This is a genomic window from Streptococcus sp. 23.2, assembly GCF_016648665.1.
GTDB lineage: Bacteria > Bacillota > Bacilli > Lactobacillales > Streptococcaceae > Streptococcus > Streptococcus salivarius_E.
Window position 1 is genome coordinate 95,461 of record NZ_JACLQJ010000002.1, and the last position, 18,287, is coordinate 113,747.

18 protein-coding genes and 1 pseudogene are annotated in these 18,287 nt (G+C 42.2%); 6 read left to right on the forward strand and 13 right to left on the reverse strand.

The window, feature by feature from the left end:
- Positions 1-104 precede the first annotated feature (104 nt).
- A complete protein-coding gene (gene parE / locus H7T98_RS01810) occupies positions 105-2,054 on the reverse strand; it encodes a DNA topoisomerase IV subunit B (RefSeq protein WP_201061084.1) in 1,950 nt (649 codons plus the stop codon).
- A gap of 137 nt (positions 2,055-2,191) precedes the next feature.
- On the opposite strand from parE, the gene plsY reads away from it, so the two are divergent.
- On the forward strand, positions 2,192-2,833 hold the full coding sequence (gene plsY, locus H7T98_RS01815) for a glycerol-3-phosphate 1-O-acyltransferase PlsY (protein ID WP_201061086.1): 642 nt from the start codon (positions 2,192-2,194) through the stop codon (positions 2,831-2,833).
- Between the two features lie 116 nt (positions 2,834-2,949).
- On the opposite strand, the gene H7T98_RS01820 is transcribed toward plsY, so the two are convergent.
- From H7T98_RS01820 to H7T98_RS01860, 9 genes and pseudogenes are all read right to left on the reverse strand, one after another.
- Positions 2,950-3,336 (reverse strand): helix-hairpin-helix domain-containing protein, encoded by a 387-nt coding sequence (locus H7T98_RS01820; RefSeq protein WP_179968695.1) that lies wholly within the window; start codon positions 3,334-3,336, stop codon positions 2,950-2,952.
- Between the two features lie 74 nt (positions 3,337-3,410).
- Positions 3,411-3,665, reverse strand: a complete 255-nt coding sequence (locus H7T98_RS01825; protein ID WP_002886199.1) for a DUF1912 family protein — start codon at positions 3,663-3,665, stop codon at positions 3,411-3,413.
- Between the two features lie 112 nt (positions 3,666-3,777).
- Positions 3,778-4,728, reverse strand: coding sequence for a homocysteine S-methyltransferase (gene mmuM, locus H7T98_RS01830; protein WP_179968694.1), 951 nt, complete (start codon positions 4,726-4,728; stop codon positions 3,778-3,780).
- 11 nt (positions 4,729-4,739) lie between these two features.
- A pseudogene (locus H7T98_RS01835) lies at positions 4,740-6,117 on the reverse strand (amino acid permease).
- 129 nt (positions 6,118-6,246) lie between these two features.
- Positions 6,247-6,846 (reverse strand): ribosome biogenesis GTP-binding protein YihA/YsxC, encoded by a 600-nt coding sequence (gene yihA / locus H7T98_RS01840; RefSeq protein ID WP_021144508.1) that lies wholly within the window; start codon positions 6,844-6,846, stop codon positions 6,247-6,249.
- A gap of 9 nt (positions 6,847-6,855) precedes the next feature.
- Complete coding sequence (gene clpX, locus H7T98_RS01845; RefSeq protein WP_002890340.1) at positions 6,856-8,082, reverse strand: ATP-dependent Clp protease ATP-binding subunit ClpX; 1,227 nt, start codon at positions 8,080-8,082, stop codon at positions 6,856-6,858.
- A gap of 17 nt (positions 8,083-8,099) precedes the next feature.
- Positions 8,100-8,270, reverse strand: a complete 171-nt coding sequence (locus H7T98_RS01850) for a hypothetical protein (RefSeq protein WP_002886174.1) — start codon at positions 8,268-8,270, stop codon at positions 8,100-8,102.
- A gap of 4 nt (positions 8,271-8,274) precedes the next feature.
- Positions 8,275-8,778, reverse strand: coding sequence for a dihydrofolate reductase (locus H7T98_RS01855; protein ID WP_021144510.1), 504 nt, complete (start codon positions 8,776-8,778; stop codon positions 8,275-8,277).
- Positions 8,779-8,885: 107 nt separating this feature from the next.
- Positions 8,886-9,746 carry a thymidylate synthase gene (locus tag H7T98_RS01860; RefSeq protein WP_049546158.1) on the reverse strand — a complete coding sequence of 287 codons (861 nt, stop codon included), beginning with the start codon at positions 9,744-9,746 and terminating at the stop codon, positions 8,886-8,888.
- A 462-nt stretch (positions 9,747-10,208) separates the two neighbouring features.
- On the opposite strand from H7T98_RS01860, the gene H7T98_RS01865 reads away from it, so the two are divergent.
- The 5 genes from H7T98_RS01865 (at position 10,209) to H7T98_RS01885 (ending at position 14,189) form a co-directional block, all read left to right on the forward strand.
- The gene (locus tag H7T98_RS01865) at positions 10,209-11,375 is read left to right on the forward strand and encodes a hydroxymethylglutaryl-CoA synthase (RefSeq protein WP_201061095.1); all 1,167 of its coding nucleotides are present in this window, start codon (positions 10,209-10,211) and stop codon (positions 11,373-11,375) included.
- 1 nt (position 11,376) lies between these two features.
- Positions 11,377-12,648 (forward strand): hydroxymethylglutaryl-CoA reductase, degradative, encoded by a 1,272-nt coding sequence (locus H7T98_RS01870; protein ID WP_201061097.1) that lies wholly within the window; start codon positions 11,377-11,379, stop codon positions 12,646-12,648.
- A 172-nt stretch (positions 12,649-12,820) separates the two neighbouring features.
- Entirely contained in the window at positions 12,821-13,270 is a 450-nt protein-coding gene (locus H7T98_RS01875; protein ID WP_201061099.1) for a DUF1836 domain-containing protein, read from the forward strand.
- The gene (trhA, locus tag H7T98_RS01880) at positions 13,263-13,940 is read left to right on the forward strand and encodes a PAQR family membrane homeostasis protein TrhA (RefSeq protein ID WP_201061101.1); all 678 of its coding nucleotides are present in this window, start codon (positions 13,263-13,265) and stop codon (positions 13,938-13,940) included. The genes H7T98_RS01875 and trhA overlap by 8 nt, the downstream gene beginning before the upstream one ends.
- A 57-nt stretch (positions 13,941-13,997) precedes the next feature.
- Entirely contained in the window at positions 13,998-14,189 is a 192-nt protein-coding gene (locus tag H7T98_RS01885) for a PspC domain-containing protein (RefSeq protein ID WP_175061125.1), read from the forward strand.
- A gap of 74 nt (positions 14,190-14,263) precedes the next feature.
- Here the strand turns inward: H7T98_RS01885 and H7T98_RS01890 are convergent, their stop codons facing one another.
- From H7T98_RS01890 to thrS, 3 genes are read right to left on the reverse strand one after another with little or no spacing between them, the layout of a single operon-like run.
- Positions 14,264-15,322, reverse strand: a complete 1,059-nt coding sequence (locus H7T98_RS01890) for a DUF3114 domain-containing protein (protein ID WP_048790631.1) — start codon at positions 15,320-15,322, stop codon at positions 14,264-14,266.
- Between the two features lie 29 nt (positions 15,323-15,351).
- The gene (locus H7T98_RS01895) at positions 15,352-16,290 is read right to left on the reverse strand and encodes an alpha/beta fold hydrolase (protein WP_048790630.1); all 939 of its coding nucleotides are present in this window, start codon (positions 16,288-16,290) and stop codon (positions 15,352-15,354) included.
- 49 nt (positions 16,291-16,339) lie between these two features.
- A complete protein-coding gene (thrS, locus tag H7T98_RS01900; protein ID WP_021144518.1) occupies positions 16,340-18,286 on the reverse strand; it encodes a threonine--tRNA ligase in 1,947 nt (648 codons plus the stop codon).
- Between the last annotated feature and the right edge of the window lies 1 nt (position 18,287).

Below are 18,287 nucleotides of genomic sequence, written 5' to 3' on the forward strand. Positions count from 1 at the left end.
CAATGTAGAAAATAATCAACTTGTTTCTTTATAATCCCAAGCATCTATTGATTGTAAACGCTCTCCCTAACTCTATCTTATTACATTCCCTTCTGGCCTGCAACTTAAAATGCGCCACTTTCTTCCAAGGTAAATTTAACGTTATCTTCAATCCATTGACGGCGTGGTGCCGCCTTATCTCCCATAAGAACTGAGACACGACGTTCGGCACGCGCTAGGTCGTCAATAGTCACTCGGATAAGGGTTCTGGTCTCTGGATCCATAGTTGTTTCCCAAAGCTGGTCAGCATTCATCTCACCAAGCCCTTTGTAACGTTGAAGAAGAGCGCCACGACCAAATTTTTGACGAAGTTCTTCAAGTTCCCCATCCGTCCATGCATATTCGACAACTTCCTTCTTACCTTTCCCTTTGGACATCTTGTAAAGAGGAGGCAGAGCGATATAAACATGTCCTGCTTCAACCAGTGGACGCATATAACGATAGAAGAAAGTGAGCAACAAGGTCTGGATGTGAGCTCCATCGGTATCGGCATCGGTCATGATGATAACCTTGTCATAGTTGATATCGTCAAGGTTAAAATCAGCTCCAACACCTGCACCAATGGTGTAAATCATGGTATTGATTTCTTCGTTTTTGAGAATGTCTGCCATTTTGGCTTTCTCAGTGTTGAGCACCTTACCTCGAAGGGGAAGAATGGCCTGGAATTTACGATCACGACCTTGTTTAGCTGATCCACCGGCAGAATCCCCTTCGACCAGATAAAGCTCATTTTTCTTTGCATTTTTAGACTGGGCTGGTGTCAGTTTCCCTGATAAGAGTCCCTTGTCTTTTTTATTTTTCTTGCCATTTCGGCTGGCATCACGTGCTTTTCTAGCAGCTTCACGGGCATCACGGGCCTTGATAGCCTTACGCACCAAGTTAGAAGCCAGATCTCCATTTTCCATAAGGAAATAAGTCAAGTGCTCTGAAACGATGCTATCCACAATAGGACGTGCTAAAGGAGATCCAAGTTTGTCCTTGGTTTGACCCTCAAACTGAAGGTGTTCCTCAGGAACTAAGAGCGAGATAACTGCTGATAAGCCTTCTCGATAATCTGACCCCTCAAGGTTCTTATCCTTCTCTTTGAGAAGACCTGTTTTACGTGCATAATCGTTAAGAGCCTTGGTAATGGCAGACTTAAAGCCTGTTTCGTGGGTACCTCCGTCCTTAGTACGGACATTATTGACAAAGGAAAGGATATTATCAGAATAACCGTCATTATACTGAAGGGCTAATTCCAAGTGGAAATCCTGCTGATCTCCATCAATATAAATAACTGGTGTCAGCGTTTCCTTGTCCTCATTCAAATATGAAACAAAGTCTTGGACCCCATTTTCATAGTGGAATTCTTCCCGAACTTCTTCTTCACCACGCAAGTCTGTCAATGTCATAGTGACATTCTTAAGAAGAAAGGCTGATTCTTTAAGACGCTCTGAGATGGTGTTAAATTTGAAGTCAGTCGTTGAAAAGATGCTCGCATCAGGCATAAAGGTAACTTTTGTACCTGTCTTAGATTTAGGTGCCTTGCCGATTTTTTCAAGTCCTGTTACAGGGTGACCCCCATTTTCAAAACGCTGACGATAAACACTACCGTCACGGGTAATTTCTACCTCAAGCCAGCTAGATAGCGCATTAACAACTGAAGACCCCACACCGTGAAGACCACCAGAAGTCTTATAACCACCCTGTCCAAATTTACCACCCGCGTGGAGAACAGTGAAAATAACTTCAACTGTTGGTTTACCCATGGCATGCATACCTGTCGGCATCCCACGTCCAGAGTCAGAAACAGAAACGGAACCATCCTTATTTAGAGTGACAGCGATGACATCACCAAAACCAGAAAGAGCTTCATCGACCGCATTGTCGACAATCTCCCAAACGAGGTGGTGAAGTCCTGTTCCATCCGTTGAGCCAATGTACATTCCTGGGCGCTTGCGAACCGCATCCAACCCTTCTAGTACCTGAATAGCATCATCATTATAATTATTTACATTTATTTCTTTTTTAGCCAAGAGTGACCTCCAAAATTTTCATCCTTATTATTTTATAAGTTTTCAGAAGAATTTGCAAAAGAAATCAAGAAAGTCCAAAAGATATCTTAAGGCTGACTGACTTTGTCAATTACTAGGCTGTATGCTATAATTATCTCATGAAAATCTTATTGTTAATCCTAATCGCCTACTTGTTAGGTTCCATTCAGACCGGCCTCTGGATTGGGAAACTATTCTTCCATACCAATCTTCGTGAGCATGGCTCTGGAAATACTGGAACAACCAATACCTTTCGTGTTCTAGGTAAGACTGCTGGTACCATCACCTTCTTGGTTGATATGTTCAAGGGGACCTTGGCTGTTCTGCTACCTATCTGGCTTGGTGTTACAGAGGTTTCACCTCTAATCATTGGTTTCTTTGCCATTATCGGACATGTTTTTCCAATCTTTGCTGGATTTAAAGGTGGGAAGGCCGTTGCGACAAGTGCAGGGGTGCTTCTTGGCTTTGCTCCACTCTACTGTGTATTCCTACTTTTGGTCTTTGCCCTAACACTCTATCTAACCAGCATGATTTCATTTTCAAGTGTCACTGCAGCAATTGTTGGACTTATTACCTTAGCTGTGTTTCCAGCCATCCATTTCTTACTAGATGGCTATGACCTTATTTTCACTGGGGTTCTTACCATCATGGCTTTGCTTATCATCTTCCGCCACACTGAAAATATGGGGCGCATCCGCAAGCATCAAGAAAACTTGGTACCTTTTGGACTTAATTTAACCAAACAAAATCCAAAGAAATAAACAATCCAGACCTACTAACCACTAGATTTACTAGTGGTTTTCTTGTTTTTCTAATCAAGCAATGCTTTCTAAAACAATAAAAAATCCGAAGGCTACACCTCGGATCTTTTTTAGGCTTAAGCTTTGAAGCTAACACCATTTTCTTTCAATTTTTTAACTGTCGCAGGTCCAACACCCTTGAGGGCAAGAACTTCTTCTTCAGTCACAGTAGCAAAAGCCTCTACTGAAGTCAAACCTTCATTATAAAGAGTTTCTACAAGGTTTGAACGAAGGCCTTCAACCTCTGAAAGTTCTGCGAAAGCTTCAAGACTAAGGTCTTTGGCTGCTGCTTCTTCCTTAGCAACTGTCTTAGTTTCAGCAACAGGTTGTGGTGCTACTGGTGCTACTGGTGGCACTGGTGGAACAGGCGCAACGGGTGGAACAGGGGCTTTAACATTATTGAAAAGTCCTTGTTTTTTCAAACGGTGTTTAAAAGCTTTCTTTTTATTTTTTACTTTAGCCATGTTTAGTTTTCTCCTATTTTGATAGACGATACCTTTCTATAAAGTAGTATCGCCATTTTCTTTTTCATCCTTTATTAATAGTGACGTTCCCCGAACAAGCCATCTGGCATATCATGGAAACCTTTGCCAGCACGATAGTTGGCAAACTTACCAATTAGGAAATTGTAAGCATCCAATTTAGCTTCATAGCGGTAACTTGCATCACGTGCACGTTCATCGCCGTCTTCTTCCCAGATTTTCTTGCTAGCGGCCAAGGCCGTTTCGTTTACTTTAACTTGGGTAACAACCCAGGCTTCGAAGTCTTTTAGAAATTCTTGTTCGTAGGTCATATTTTCCTCTTCATTTTAAAAACCAGCTTAACGCTGGCTTCATTTTCTACTAATAATGTGTAGAGCTCATAGCCTTACAGTCTTCTATTATAACAAATAATTAGAAATTTGACTAGGTTCTAAACTCTTTATATAAGGCTTTAATGTCATTTGGACGTGTGCGGCAGCAGCCACCTAAAATCTTAACTCCAAACTGAGCATGCCAATCTTTACTATGTTCAACTAAGGTTAGAGCATCCTTATCCTTAGGTTTCCAAGTCTGCGTACTGCCATCATAAATCTCACCTGAGTTAGGGTAAGTAATGAGGGCTTTTCCAGCATTTTTAAGAATAGCAAGAGCCTGATCATAAAGAAGAGGCGAACTACAGTTGATTCCTAAAGCCAAGATTTGATCTGACTGGGAAACAAGCTTGGCAATCTCATCTAAAGAAGTCCCATCACTGATAGTGCCTGATTCTTGGACTGTAAAACTGAGATAAGCTTCTGATTCTGGAAATTCTTCAGCCAGGAGTTCAATCAAGGCTTGTGCTTCTAAACGATTTGGAATAGTTTCCAAAGCTAACAAATCCACACCTTGATCTAGGAGAATTTGAATCCTAGGCCGATGAAACTCCTTAAGCTCCTCGATAGTAATTTGACCATAATCACCACTATACTCAGAACCATTAGCCAAATAAGCTGCGTAAGGACCGACATCTCCAGAAATCAAAGGATAAGGACGCTTTGCCTTCTCAGTCTCATCTAATGCTGTCCAGACCTTATCACGTGCAGCCTTTGCCAACTGAACTGTCAAGACAATAATCTGCTCCGCTTCTTTCTCAGTAAGTCCTGCCTCCATCAAGCCTGGCAAGGTCGCCTGATAAGACGATGTGGTAATCAAGTCAGCCCCAGCGGCTACATAGGTTTCGTGAATTTCTTGAATAACTTCTGACTTTTCAATAAGGTACTTGGCTGACCAGAGCTTACCTGAAATATCATACCCCAGGGCTTCCATCTCTGTTCCTAGAGCTCCATGAAGAATGAGGGGAGATTTATTTTCCAAATAATCTTTAAATGTTGCCATACAAGGCCTCCTTACCATTTTTTAAAGCGAAGGTAGTGATAGAGGTAGCAGAAAATCATGAAAGGAATACCGAAGTAAAGTCCCGCACGTTGTGAACTATCCCAAGCAATCCCAAGCACAGAAACGGCCAAGAGAATAATTGTGATATAAGGTAGGATTGGGTTAAACGGTGTCTTGTAATCCAACTCATCATCAGAATGCTCTAAATTCCACCGTTTACGGAAGTTGATTTGTGCCATAGGAATAGAGAGCCAGACAACAACAACTGCAAAACCAGCGATTGATACCAAAGCTAGGTAAACCGTATCTGCTGCATAGATACTTGAAAAGAGCGATAAAACTGCTCCTGCCATGGAGATCAAAAGTGCTGTCATTGGAACACCATGTTTATTGATTTTCACTAGCTTTTTATTGAGCATCCCCTCATTGGCCAAAGACCAAAGCATACGGCTTGACGCGTAGAGTCCAGAATTCCCAGCAGAAAGGATAGCTGTCAGGATGACAAAGTTCATGATGTCCGCTGCAAATGGAATTCCCATCTTATCAAAGACATCAACGAAAGGTGCTGAAGATACCCCTGCTTCTTTCATGGGAAGAAGCGAGGCCAAGACCACAATGGTCAAGACAAAGAAGATAACCAAGCGTCCAATCGTTGTTTTAATAGCTCGTGGAACAGCCTCTTTAGGATTGTCTGTCTCACCAGCTGCAATACCGATTAACTCTGTTCCCGAAAAGGCGTAGTTAACCGCCAACATGACTGACACAATGGCAAGTCCACCATTTGGAAAGAGACCGTTGGCCGTCAAGTGCTTGAACATAATAGCCTCACGGTGACCATCAAAACTGACCAAACCAAACATAGCCCCCAGACCCAGGATGATAAAGACCAGGATAGCAATGACTTTTATTGACGAGAAGAAAGATTCTGCTTCCGCAAATGACCTCACACTTAGAGCATTAATCCCAAAAATCACCAGTGCAAAGAAGGCTGCGAACATCCAGGCTGGTACCGATGGAAACCAACGTTGCATCAGCATGGCTGCCCCCAGAAATTCTGTTCCCAAGGCAACCGTCCAACAAATCCAATAAAGCCAAGCTACCGTAAAGCCGGTTCCCGGACTGATAAATTTAGTAGCATAGGTGTGAAAGGACCCCGTTACTGGCATGGCAACTGCTAACTCACCCAATGAAAGCATGACCAAGTAAACAACGATAGCCCCCCACAAGATAAGATAGTATCGCACCAAGAGGGCCTGCTTGTGCAATTGTATAGCCTGAACTCAAGAAGAGACCAGTACCAATGACACCACCCAACGAGAGCATAAAGAGGTGGCGAGAAGTCATCTTCCGTTGGAACTGACCCTCATTTTCATAATTATGGTTTTCCATAGTTTCCTCCAATATATGTGATAAAACAAGCTTAACACAATATTATCCCCTTGGATAATAAGTGGAAACTATCAAAGAGATAGTTAGAGACTATCACAAGAAAAAAACTCGGATTTCTCCGAGCTTTTCTTACAATTCTGCCAAAATAGTATCCCATGCTTCATCATAACCGTCACGTGTGACAGATGAAAAGATGATGAAATGGTCATTTTTATCAAAATTTAGTTTTTTCTTAATGATAGATTCGTGCTTGTTCCATTTTCCGCGAGGAATCTTGTCAGCCTTAGTTGCTACAACGATAACTGGAATTTCATAATACTTAAGAAATTCATACATTTGGATATCGTCTTGGGTTGGTTCATGTCGGAGGTCAACCAAGCTAACAACCACACGAAGATTGTCTCGAGTCACGAGGTATTCCTCAATCATTTTACCCCATTTGGCACGTTCTTTTTTGGATACACGGGCATAACCGTAACCTGGCACATCCACAAAGCGTAGCTTGTCATCAATATTGTAGAAATTGAGCAACTGGGTTTTTCCTGGTTTCCCAGAAGTACGTGCGAGGTTTTTACGACCAAGAAGTGTATTGATAAAGCTTGATTTACCAACATTCGAGCGTCCTGCTAGGGCAACTTCAGGGAGGTCATCTTGGGGGTAGTGACTCTTATTTGCCGCACTGAGTAAAATTTCAGCGTTGTGCGTATTTAGGACTTGTTCTTCAGCCATAGGTCCTCCTTACGCTGTTTCCAAAACTGGAGCAGCTGTACCGTCAACGGCTTCTTTGGTAATACGAACCTTAGTCACATCTTCCTGGCTAGGAATTTCAAACATGACATCCATCATGACTTCTTCAATGATAGAGCGAAGCCCACGCGCACCAGTCTTACGTTCAATCGCCTTACTTGCAATAGCTTCAAGAGCATCTTGGTCAAACTCAAGTTCAACCCCATCATAAGACAAGAGGGTTTGATACTGTTTAACCAAGGCATTTCTAGGCTCTGTCAAGATACGAACCAAGTCGTCAACCGTTAACTGTTCAAGGGCCGCAAGGACTGGCAAACGTCCGATAAACTCAGGGATCAGACCAAATTTTTGGATATCTTCAGCCACAATTTCCTGCATGTATGATGAGTCATCATCAATAGCCTTATTATTTTGACCAAAACCAATGATTTTCTCACCAAGACGTTGCTTAACGATATCTTCGATTCCATCAAAGGCACCACCAACGATAAAGAGAATATTCTTTGTATCAATTTGAATCATCTCTTGGTTAGGGTGCTTACGGCCACCTTGAGGGGGAACACTAGCTACTGTTCCTTCAATAATCTTCAAGAGAGCTTGTTGAACCCCTTCACCTGAAACGTCACGAGTGATTGAAACATTCTCACCTTTTTTAGCAATCTTATCAATCTCGTCGACATAGATGATTCCACGTTCCGCACGTTCAATATTGAAGTCTGCCGCTTGGATCAATTTGAGGAGGATATTTTCCACGTCCTCACCCACATAACCAGCTTCTGTCAATGATGTCGCATCCGCAATCGCGAAAGGAACATTCAAGCTTCGAGCCAAGGTCTGAGCCAAGAAAGTCTTCCCTGAACCTGTTGGTCCAATCATGAGAATGTTTGATTTCTGCAAATCCACATCATTGTCTTCACGACTTTCTGTGAAGTTGATACGTTTATAGTGGTTGTAAACAGCTACTGCCAAGGCACGTTTAGCACGGTCTTGCCCCACGACATAGTTGTTCAAAATATCCAAAAGTTCTTTTGGCTTTGGTGTTTCGGCCAAGTCAGCCAAAACTTCTTCTGCCATTTCCTCACGAATGATTTCTTGTGATAAGGCCACACATTCGTTACAGATAAAGACACCGTTACCAGCGATAATTTTCTTTACTTCTTCTTGGTTTTTGCCACAAAATGAACAATAAACCATTTCTTCATTACGATTTCCAGCCATTTATTCCTCACTCTTTTCTAAAATAGGGTGCCATAGAAGGCGTGAATAGTATTGACAAGGTTAGTAAAAGCATTTAAAAAGAGAAAAACTGCTAACCCATAACGTTTCTTGCGAAAGGCAGGAATGGCAGAGAGCACACAAAGTACTCCCAATAATGCAGTAAATAACCCAAAAACACTACGTTGCATGAACCTAGTCTCCTTCTTTTTCATAGCGACTTATGCTAAAGTCGTAGGCATTTTTATCATCCTTGGGCACACGGTCACGTGATACCTCTTTAAATGCCCTCATATCTAGTTGTGGAAAATACGTGTCTCCCTCTAAATCGGCCTCAATAGTTGTCTTGATGAGTGCATCATAATGTCCATCAAAAGCCTTGTAGACACCAGCACCACCAGCAATATAGAGGTCCTTGTCTTGCTGTTCAAACCAAGCTAGAGCTTCCTCAACACTCGTAACAGTCGTTACACCCTCACAGTCGAAGTCCTTATCACGTGTCAAAATCAAGGTTTCACGTCCTGGTAGGCAACGACGATTCATGCCATCAAAGGTCACGCGCCCCATGAGAATTGCTGAACCCATGGTCGTTTTCTTGAAATGTGCCAGTTCAGCAGGCAAATGCCAAGGCATGGTGTGATTCTTCCCAATAACATGGTTATGAGCTTCCGCCCAAATAGCAATGAGTTGTTTAGACACAGTATTTCCTTTTCTTTTTAAGTTTACAATCCATTCTAACAAAAAAAGAGAAAAAGAGCTTGGAAAAACTTTGCCAGCTCTTTATGGGCTTAATTCATAAGCATTTATTAAATTGCTAAGTCAAATTTGAGTTGAGGTTTAACAGGATCATAGTCAACCAATTCGAAATCTTCTGGTTTGATATCGAAGAAATTAGTCCCATCAGGCACATTGAGGACCAAACGTGGTTGGCAATCTGATGGCTGACGTTTGAGAAGTTCCTCGGCTTGCTCAAATTGATTGTCATAGATATGGAGGTTGTTGATGAAATAAAAGAATTTACCAACTTTCCAACCAAAGTGCTTGGCAATCATCATCTGAAGAGCCACATACTGCATGGCATTAATATGATGAGCCACCAACATATCGTTAGAACGTTGCGTCAAAGTGGCGTCCAAATAAATGTCCTCGCCCACACGGCGAACGTCAAACATAGTTTGGAAGGCACAAGGCTGAAGTCCTGCTGTCTCCTCGAAGGCCTCGTAATCCCAAAGGGAGATGACATTACGGCGATTCCACGGATTAGCCTCCAACTGAGCCAACAAACGGTTAATGATATCGTGCTTCTTAACGACCGCCCCATAACGCTGACCGATCGAACGCTTGTCCCCATTATTGGCAGGTACGCCTTCAACTTCCCAGTCATTCCAATAATGCACATTATACTTGTCTTCAAGGACATCTAGGCTATTTGACTGGTCTTGGTAAATCCAAAGCACTTCTTTGATAGCAGATTTGATAGCAATAGGACGAAGAGTGGTAATAGGAAACTCTCCCTTGCTCAAATCATATTCTGCAAAAGACCCTGTGATGTATTTGGAATTGGCTGTTGTGCCATCCTTGTATTTAGGACGTGCTTGCTCCGACCAAACACCCTCTTCCATGATTTTAGTGATATTTTCTTTAAATATAGTGTCTGCTTTTGTCATAATTTTCCTCTTTATTCAATTGAAAACAAAGTATTTTTTGAGACTTTCCTTAAGTGATTACGGACGTCTGCGAACTTCCAAGACTAATTTTTGAGCCTATGGTCTCAAAAATTCCGAGTGTCTGTAAACAAAACACTTTATTTACAGACACTTATCTCACAGCGGAAAGTCTCACTTAACGCTCGCAATGATTTCAATATATAACAACAATTTTACTTTTCTAACATAGCTAAAAAACTAGTAGAGTGCCACTTCAATTTTACCTTATTCTAGTGCAAATGAGAAATATAAGCTATGGCAATACCCAAAGTAAGTCGTTTAAAATCCCCTAGTTCCTATCAAAAAATGAGATATAACTAACTATCAAAGTTTTTTCAAGGCGAAAGCGCTCTTTTATGGTAAAATCACTATAGATTAGTATCTTCTGGATACTCTACAATGAAGAAAAAAAGGAAACATCATATGTCTATTGGAATTGATAAGATTGGTTTTGCGACCAGTCAATATGTTCTAAACATGGCTGATCTCGCTCTTGCCCGTGGGGCAGAGCCTGAAAAATTCAGCAAGGGGCTGATGCTTGATGCAACCAGTATTACGCCGATTACAGAAGATATTGTGACGCTTGCCTCTGATGCGGCGGCTGATATTTTAAATGACGATGACAAAAAAGCTATCGATATGGTCATCGTGGCTACTGAGTCTTCCATTGACCAGTCAAAGGCTGCTGCTGTCTATGTTCACAGTCTTTTGGGGATTCAACCTTTTGCCCGTTCTTTTGAAATGAAGGAAGCTTGTTATGCTGCAACTGCTGGACTTAACTATGCTAAATTGCACGTGGCAGCCCACCCAGAGAGCAAAGTTCTAGTTATCGCTAGTGACATCGCTCGCTATGGTGTCGGATCTTCAGGTGAATCTACTCAGGGAGCTGGTGCTGTAGCTATGCTAGTCAGTCAGAATCCACGTATTTTAGAGCTTACTGATGACAATGTAGCACAAACTCGTGATGTCATGGACTTCTGGCGCCCAAACTACAGTTCAACGCCTTATGTTCAAGGCATCTATTCAACCAAGCAGTACCTTGACAGCTTGAAGACAACCTGGGCAGCTTACCAAGAGCGTCATCAGGCTGACTTTGCTGATTTTGCAGCTTTTTGTCTCCACCTTCCTTATCCTAAGTTAGCTCTTAAGGGACTTAATAAAATCATTCCAAAAGATTTGAATCCCGAGAATAAAGAGCGTTTAATAAACAACTTTGATGCTTCAATTACCTATAGTCGCCAAATTGGAAATATCTATACAGGGTCACTCTACCTTGGGCTCCTTTCTTTGCTTGAACAGTCGCAAGACCTTAAAGCAGGAGACAAGATTGGCTTCTTCTCTTATGGTTCTGGAGCTGTCTCTGAAATTTTCTCAGGACGTCTGGTTGAGGGCTACAAAGACCTGCTTCGTTCAGACCGTCTAGATACCTTTGCCAAACGTCACCCCTTGAGCGTTGCTGATTATGAAAAACTTTTCTATGAAGAGGCGCAGTTGGACGACACTGGCTCTACTCAATTCGCTGATTACCAAACCGGAGCTTTCCGTTTAACTGAAATCTCTGAACACCAACGTATCTATAAAGGAAATTAATATGACTAAACTCTCTTGGACTGGTTTTTCCAAGAAGACACCGCAAGAACGTAAAGAGCATTTGAAAAAGAATGCTCTTTTGTCTCAGGAAAATCAAGATCTTCTGGATAAGGACCAACAACTCACCCTTGAAACAGCCAACCAAATGGCTGAAAATGTTATTGGTCGATTTACACTTCCCTTTGCCGTTTGCCCAGATGTATTGGTAGACGGTGTAACCTACCAGGTTCCTATGGTTACTGAGGAACCTTCTGTTGTCGCCGCTGCTTCCTATGCTAGCAAGCTCATTAAACGCTCTGGCGGTTTCACGACTACGATTCATAATCGTCAAATGATTGGCCAAGTTGCCCTTTTTGACGTTCCTGATAAAGCCGTTGCTTCAAGTAAAATTCAAGCAGCCAATCAGGACCTCATAGAAATTGCCAAAGAGGCTCATCCTTCTATTGTTAAGCGTGGAGGTGGCCCTCGCAGGCTCTGGACTGAGGCTAAGGGAGACTTCCTCATTGTCTATCTAGCCGTTGATACCCAAGAAGCCATGGGAGCCAATATGGTCAACACCATGATGGAAGCACTGGTGCCAAAACTGGAAAATCTCTCAGAAGGTCAAAGTCTCATGGCCATTCTCTCAAATCTTGCCACCGAGAGTCTAGTGACAGCAACTTGTCGTCTTAGCACACGCTTCCTCAGTCGTAACAAGGAAGACGCTCATGATTTTGCTAAGAAAATGGAGATGGCTAGCCAGTTGGCCCAGGTGGACCCTTACCGAGCAGCTACCCATAACAAGGGAATTTTCAATGGTATCGATGCCCTAGTTATTGCGACTGGCAATGATTGGCGAGCAGTTGAGGCTGGTAGCCATGCCTATGCTAGCAAGGATGGTAGCTACCGTGGCCTGTCCACATGGACTTATGACCAGGAGGCTAAAGAATTGGTGGGAGAATTAACCCTCCCCATGCCAATTGCAACCCGTGGCGGTTCAATAGGACTTAACCCTAGTGTTTCTATCGCCCATGACTTACTTAACCATCCAGATGCCAAAATCCTAGCTAGTATCATCGTTTCTCTTGGTTTGGCACAAAATCTGGCTGCTCTCAAAGCTCTGACTTCAACAGGTATACAAGCAGGACATATGAAACTTCAGGCCAAATCTCTAGCCCTACTAGCCGGTGCTAGTCCTGAAGAGATGCCTCACGTTTTGGCTGAACTTCTCAAGGCCAAACATATGAACCAAGAAACTGCACAAGCAATTTTGGAGAAACTTAGAACCCCATAAAAAGAGATACTGAAGCAGTTTTAAAAAATAACTCTGCCATATCACATAAGAAACAAAGATGTTGGAAATGTTATCCCAACATCTTTTTCATATCTCACAAGTTCTGACTTGACTTGAATTTCTATAATGTTATAATCTAGTTATGAAAACTAGATAAAGAGGTTTTTATAACTTGACAACACAACAATACCCACTCTGGGAAGAATTACCAGAGATTGAACTCTATTTGGATCAGGTTTTGCTCTATGTCAATCAGGTCACCCAAAGTACTTTGGGACCAAACGACAAGGGGCTAACTGCCTCTATGGTCAATAATTATGTCAAACATGGCCATGTCGCAAAACCCATCAAAAAAAAATATAATGCTGCTCAGGTAGCTAGACTTATTGTCATCACTAGTCTAAAGACCGTTTTTGAGATTTCTGAGATTGCTAAAACCTTGGAAATCCTACGAACAGATGCTGAAAGTCAAAAGACCTACTACAATGACTTTGTAGCCTGTATGAATGGTCAGTTTCCCCAAGAAGCTCCGCAAGTCATACTCTCAGCCTGTCAGACGCTTCAATGTTACCGAGCTACCCATCAACTTTTGAACGACCTTGAAGGAGGAAATAATGTCTAATACCGCTACTTTTAATGCTTCCCCCAACCTCAAACTCAGTAAAAAACTTAGCTTTGGTGAGGAAGTGGCCAACAGCGTAACACATGCCGTCGGCGCTGTGGCCATGCTAGTCTTACTGCCAATTACTGCTGTTCATGCCAACAACGGCTATGGTATGACTGCTGCTGTTGGGATGTCTGTTTTCGTTATCAGCCTATTCCTCATGTTTTTGAGTTCTGCCATCTATCACGCCATGGATTACAACTCACCCCACAAGATGGTTTTGAGAATTATCGACCATAGCATGATTTATATCGCCATTGCTGGAAGCTACACCCCTGTTGCCCTCTCACTGGTTGGCGGTTGGCTAGGCTATAGCATCATCATCCTCCAATGGGGAACAACAATTTTTGGAATTCTCTACAAAATTTTTGCTAAAAAAATCAATGAAAAGTTCTCCCTCTTCCTCTATCTGATGATGGGATGGTTGGTTATCTTCATTATCCCAGCTATCGTCACTAAGACTGGACCAGCCTTTTGGGGTCTCATGCTTGCTGGAGGATTGTCTTACACGATTGGTGCAGCTTTCTACGCTAAGAAAAAACCGTACTTCCATATGATTTGGCACCTCTTCATCATGTTGGCTTCAGCTCTTCAATATATGGGTATCGTCTATTTCATGCTTCCTTAAACTAATGCTATACTTTAACTAGATATGGTATAATAAGGCAATACGGAGGAAAATCATATGAAAAAAGAACTCAGACGAGATCCAAACAACAAAATCATTGCCGGTGTTTGTTCCGGTATCGCTAAATATCTTGATATCGACCCTGTCATTATTCGCCTCATTTGGGCTGCAGCGGTCTTCTTATTCGGAACAGGCTTTCTTTTCTACATCATTTGCTGGATTATTATCCCAGAAGAAAGCAAGTGGTAAGTTATCATTGAATATACAAAAAAGTGATACAGACCTAAATTTCTTACCATTTAGGTCTATATCACTTTCTTTTTTTATTTTCTCAAGCGGAAAATCAAATAGCTGACATTAACAAGGAGTAAAACACTCCAAAGAATAAGGAAGGGAATATTTCCTCGAACAGCATTATGCCAAATACCTAGGGCGTATAAGGCCATGAAGACTAGTGACCCTAGAACCGCTGTTCCTTTATTGTTTTGTGGTTGTTTAGACATATGAACCTCCTTTGATTGCTTTATCTGAACTGGTTTAAAGCCATAAACCAGAGCGAGAAAAAGTCTGGCTTGGCGTTTGACATCATTTGCCAAAGACCTATGTGACTGGGCATAAATGCCTTTTGGATTGTAAAAAGACTTGTCAAAGTTTTCAGGCGCTTCCTGTCCCCAGCGCTTCTTCAACTTATTGGGCGAGCGAAAGCCCTTGGTCATCCGATTACGAAAGTCAGGATCATGTGGTTGGACTGGCTCCACGTCCAGTTGCCAGTGGCGCTTGAAATTGCCATAGTTGAAACTGGCACCATTAACCACACCGCTCTCAGTAACCTTCTCACCATCGACCTCATTGAGAAAATTTCCCTGACTATCCAGAATAAACTCAATCCGATTATAGAGAAGAATTTTTAGATTAACACTTGGAATCCCATCAGGATAAACCGCCTTGCCATCACAGATAGAAATCTTTTGGTGCAAACGTCCCTGATCAAACATGGTGAAAGGTTTCCATCTCAGATAGACGGCCAAAGCTTCTTTATCTGTCATCCCTGGCTTTTTATAATGCGTCCGCACATACTGGGCCTGTTGACTCGAAATCAGATAACGTAATTGATGGATTTGTCGTTCAATAGAAACATCCTTAGATAAACTGTCATCAGGGAAGGCCAGATTTACCAATTTGACGACATCCTTCCAGAAGGAATCATGTGGCGCCAAATCAGGGTCAAAATAAGATAAAAGGTGTTGGGTTTCTTCAAGCTCCCCCGATAAATCCTCAGGCATTTGGATATAATCTAACAATAAGCTCAACACCTGCAATGGTTGGTAGTCCCTTCGCCAGTCCTCCCATAAGTGTCGAAAGGCTTTTGAACCAATGAGCATCACATCTCTCCTCGATAATATATGTAAATTCATTCAGTCGTCTTTTTGATGAACTCCTCTATCTTCTCAGTCACCTCTTTGGTACGATAATGATAAAGATAATGTGGAGCATCATAAAAAGTCACTTCAATATTTTTCTGGTCCTTTGAAAAACTCGTCGCATATTGACGCCACTCCTCCTGACTAAAACTTGTCCCTTCACCATTCGAGACCATCAATAAGGTTGGGATTTGCGAATCAATGCTAGAAGCAACCTTTTTAGCATTTTTCTTAACAGATAGGCTTTCATTTAACATAGCCTTCGACAAAATTTGACGATAGGCTATCCGTTGATAGAGTCTGCGATCACTACTACTTAGATTGTCATTTGGCACATAGAGACTCTTTGGAAGATATCTTAAAAGGCCTAATTGGCTCCCCCAACGAGCCAAACGTAAAAGCTGGGGATGCATTGTTAAATGAGAGTAACTTTCTGGTAGGGCCCAATCTAAGCCAATGATAGCTTTCACTTCACTTGGGTATTTTTCCTGCCACAGGAGTGTCTCTAAAGAGGCCATGGAATGAGAGAGGATAATATAAGGACCAGATAAATGAGCCTTGGCTAGGGCTTGTCGTGTTTCTGACAGAACCTCAGAAACATCTCTGGACTCTGAAGTGTCCTCACTGTAACCATAACCAGCCCTCTCTACAACGACTATCTTATACTGCTTCGAAAGCCCATCATACAAGTCTTTAAAATCTAGAATGGGAGAGGCTGTTCCAGCACCAGATAGAAAAACTAGAGTTTGGGGACCATCTCCCTTCACAAAGACGCTCATGTCATGGCCATTAACAGACACCATTTGTCCCATAGGTTTAAGCGAAGCCTTTTCCCTTTGCAAGGCCAATCTATGATAAGTAAAACTCGCCAGTAACAAGACCAGAACTGCTCCCACCAGGAATATGAGTCTTTTCATAAAAACGTGCATGGTTTATCCTACTAAAAAGTCAGCTAGCTTAGCTAACCGACTTTCTGATTTATTCGGCATCTGGGCGTGATTTGCGGGCGATATCAGCAAGGATATTTTCTACAAATTCTGATACAGTTTCAGTGTGTGTTTGTTTTTGTCCATAGCGACGAACGTTAACAGTTCCGTCTTCCATTTCCTTGTCACCAACAATCAATTGGTAAGGGATTTTTTGTGTTTGAGACGCACGAATCTTGTATTGCATTTTCTCGTTACGTTCATCCACTTCAACACGGATACCACGGTCACGAAGTTGTTTAGCAACTTCCCAAGCGTAATCTGTGTGGGCTTCATTTGAAACTGGGATAACAGTCACTTGTTGAGGTGCCAACCAAGTTGGGAAGGCTCCTTTATAGTTTTCAATAAGGATAGCTGTAAAGCGTTCCATTGTTGAAATAACCCCACGGTGAATCATAACTGGACGGTGTTCTTCTCCATCGGCTCCGATATATTTAAGGTCAAAACGTTCTGGAAGCAAGAAGTCCAATTGGATAGTTGAAAGTGTTTCTTCATTACCAAGAGCAGTCTTCACTTGGATATCAAGTTTTGGACCGTAGAAGGCAGCTTCACCTTCTGCCTCGAAGTAGTCAAGTCCCATGTCATCCATGGCTGATTTCAACATGCTTTGAGCATTTTCCCACATTTCATCATTGTCAAAATATTTGTGAGTATCTTTAGGGTCACGGTATGACAAACGGAAACGATAGTCAGTCAAGTTGAAATCTTCGTAAACGTCGATAATCAATTGAAGCGTACGTTGGAACTCATCTTTGATTTGTTCAGGTGTTACAAAAGTATGACCATCATTAAGTGACATTTCACGTACACGTTGAAGTCCTGTAAGGGCACCAGATTTTTCATAACGGTGCATCATACCAATTTCAGCGATACGGATTGGCAATTCACGATAAGAGTGCACATGGTGTTTGTAAACTTCGATGTGGTGAGGACAGTTCATTGGACGAAGAACAAAGGCTTCACCATCTCCCATATCCATTGTTGGGAACATATCTTCACGGTAGTGATCCCAGTGACCTGAAGTTTTATAAAGTTCTACAGAAGCAATTGGTGGAGTGTAAACATGTTGGTAGCCTGCTGCTACTTCCTTGTCCACGATGTAGCGTTCCAAGACACGACGGATTGTCGCACCGTTTGGCAACCAGAATGGAAGACCTTGACCAACCTCTTGAGAAATCATGAACAAATCAAGTTCTTTACCAAGTTTACGGTGGTCACGTTCTTTAGCTTCTTCAAGACGTTTAAGATAAGCCTTGAGATCTTTTTTATCGAACCAAGCTGTACCGTAGATACGTTGCATCATAGCATTATCGCTATTTCCACGCCAGTAAGCACCTGCAACATTCAAAAGGTGGAAAACTTGGATACGACCAGTTGATGGCACGTGTGGACCACGGCAAAGGTCAACGTATTCACCTTGACGGTAGATAGTCAAACCACCTTCATCTTCTGAATGTTCTTCAATCAATTCCAATTTATATGGATCGTTTTTGAAGATTTCACGCGCTTCGTCTTTAGTCACTTCTTCACGGATTGATGGGAAGTTTTCTTTAACGATTTTCTTCATTTCTTCTTCGATACGAGGAAGGTCTTCGTTAGAAATTTGACCAGCTTCATTATCAGTGTCGTAGTAGAAACCATCTTCAATCGCTGGACCGACACCCAAGTGGATATCAGGGAAGAGACGACGAGCAGCTTGGGCAAACAAGTGAGCCGCTGAGTGACGCAAGATTGGAAGAGCATCTTCATGATCAGGTGTCACGATTTCGATGCTCCCGTCTTCAGTGATGGCACGTGTAGTGTCAATCAATTTACCGTTGAATTTACCAGCAAGAGCTTTTTTAGCCAAAGAATTGCTGATAGATTGTGCAATGTCAAAAGTTGTAACGCCAGATTCGAATTCACGAACAGCGCCATCTGGGAAAGTAATGTTAATCATA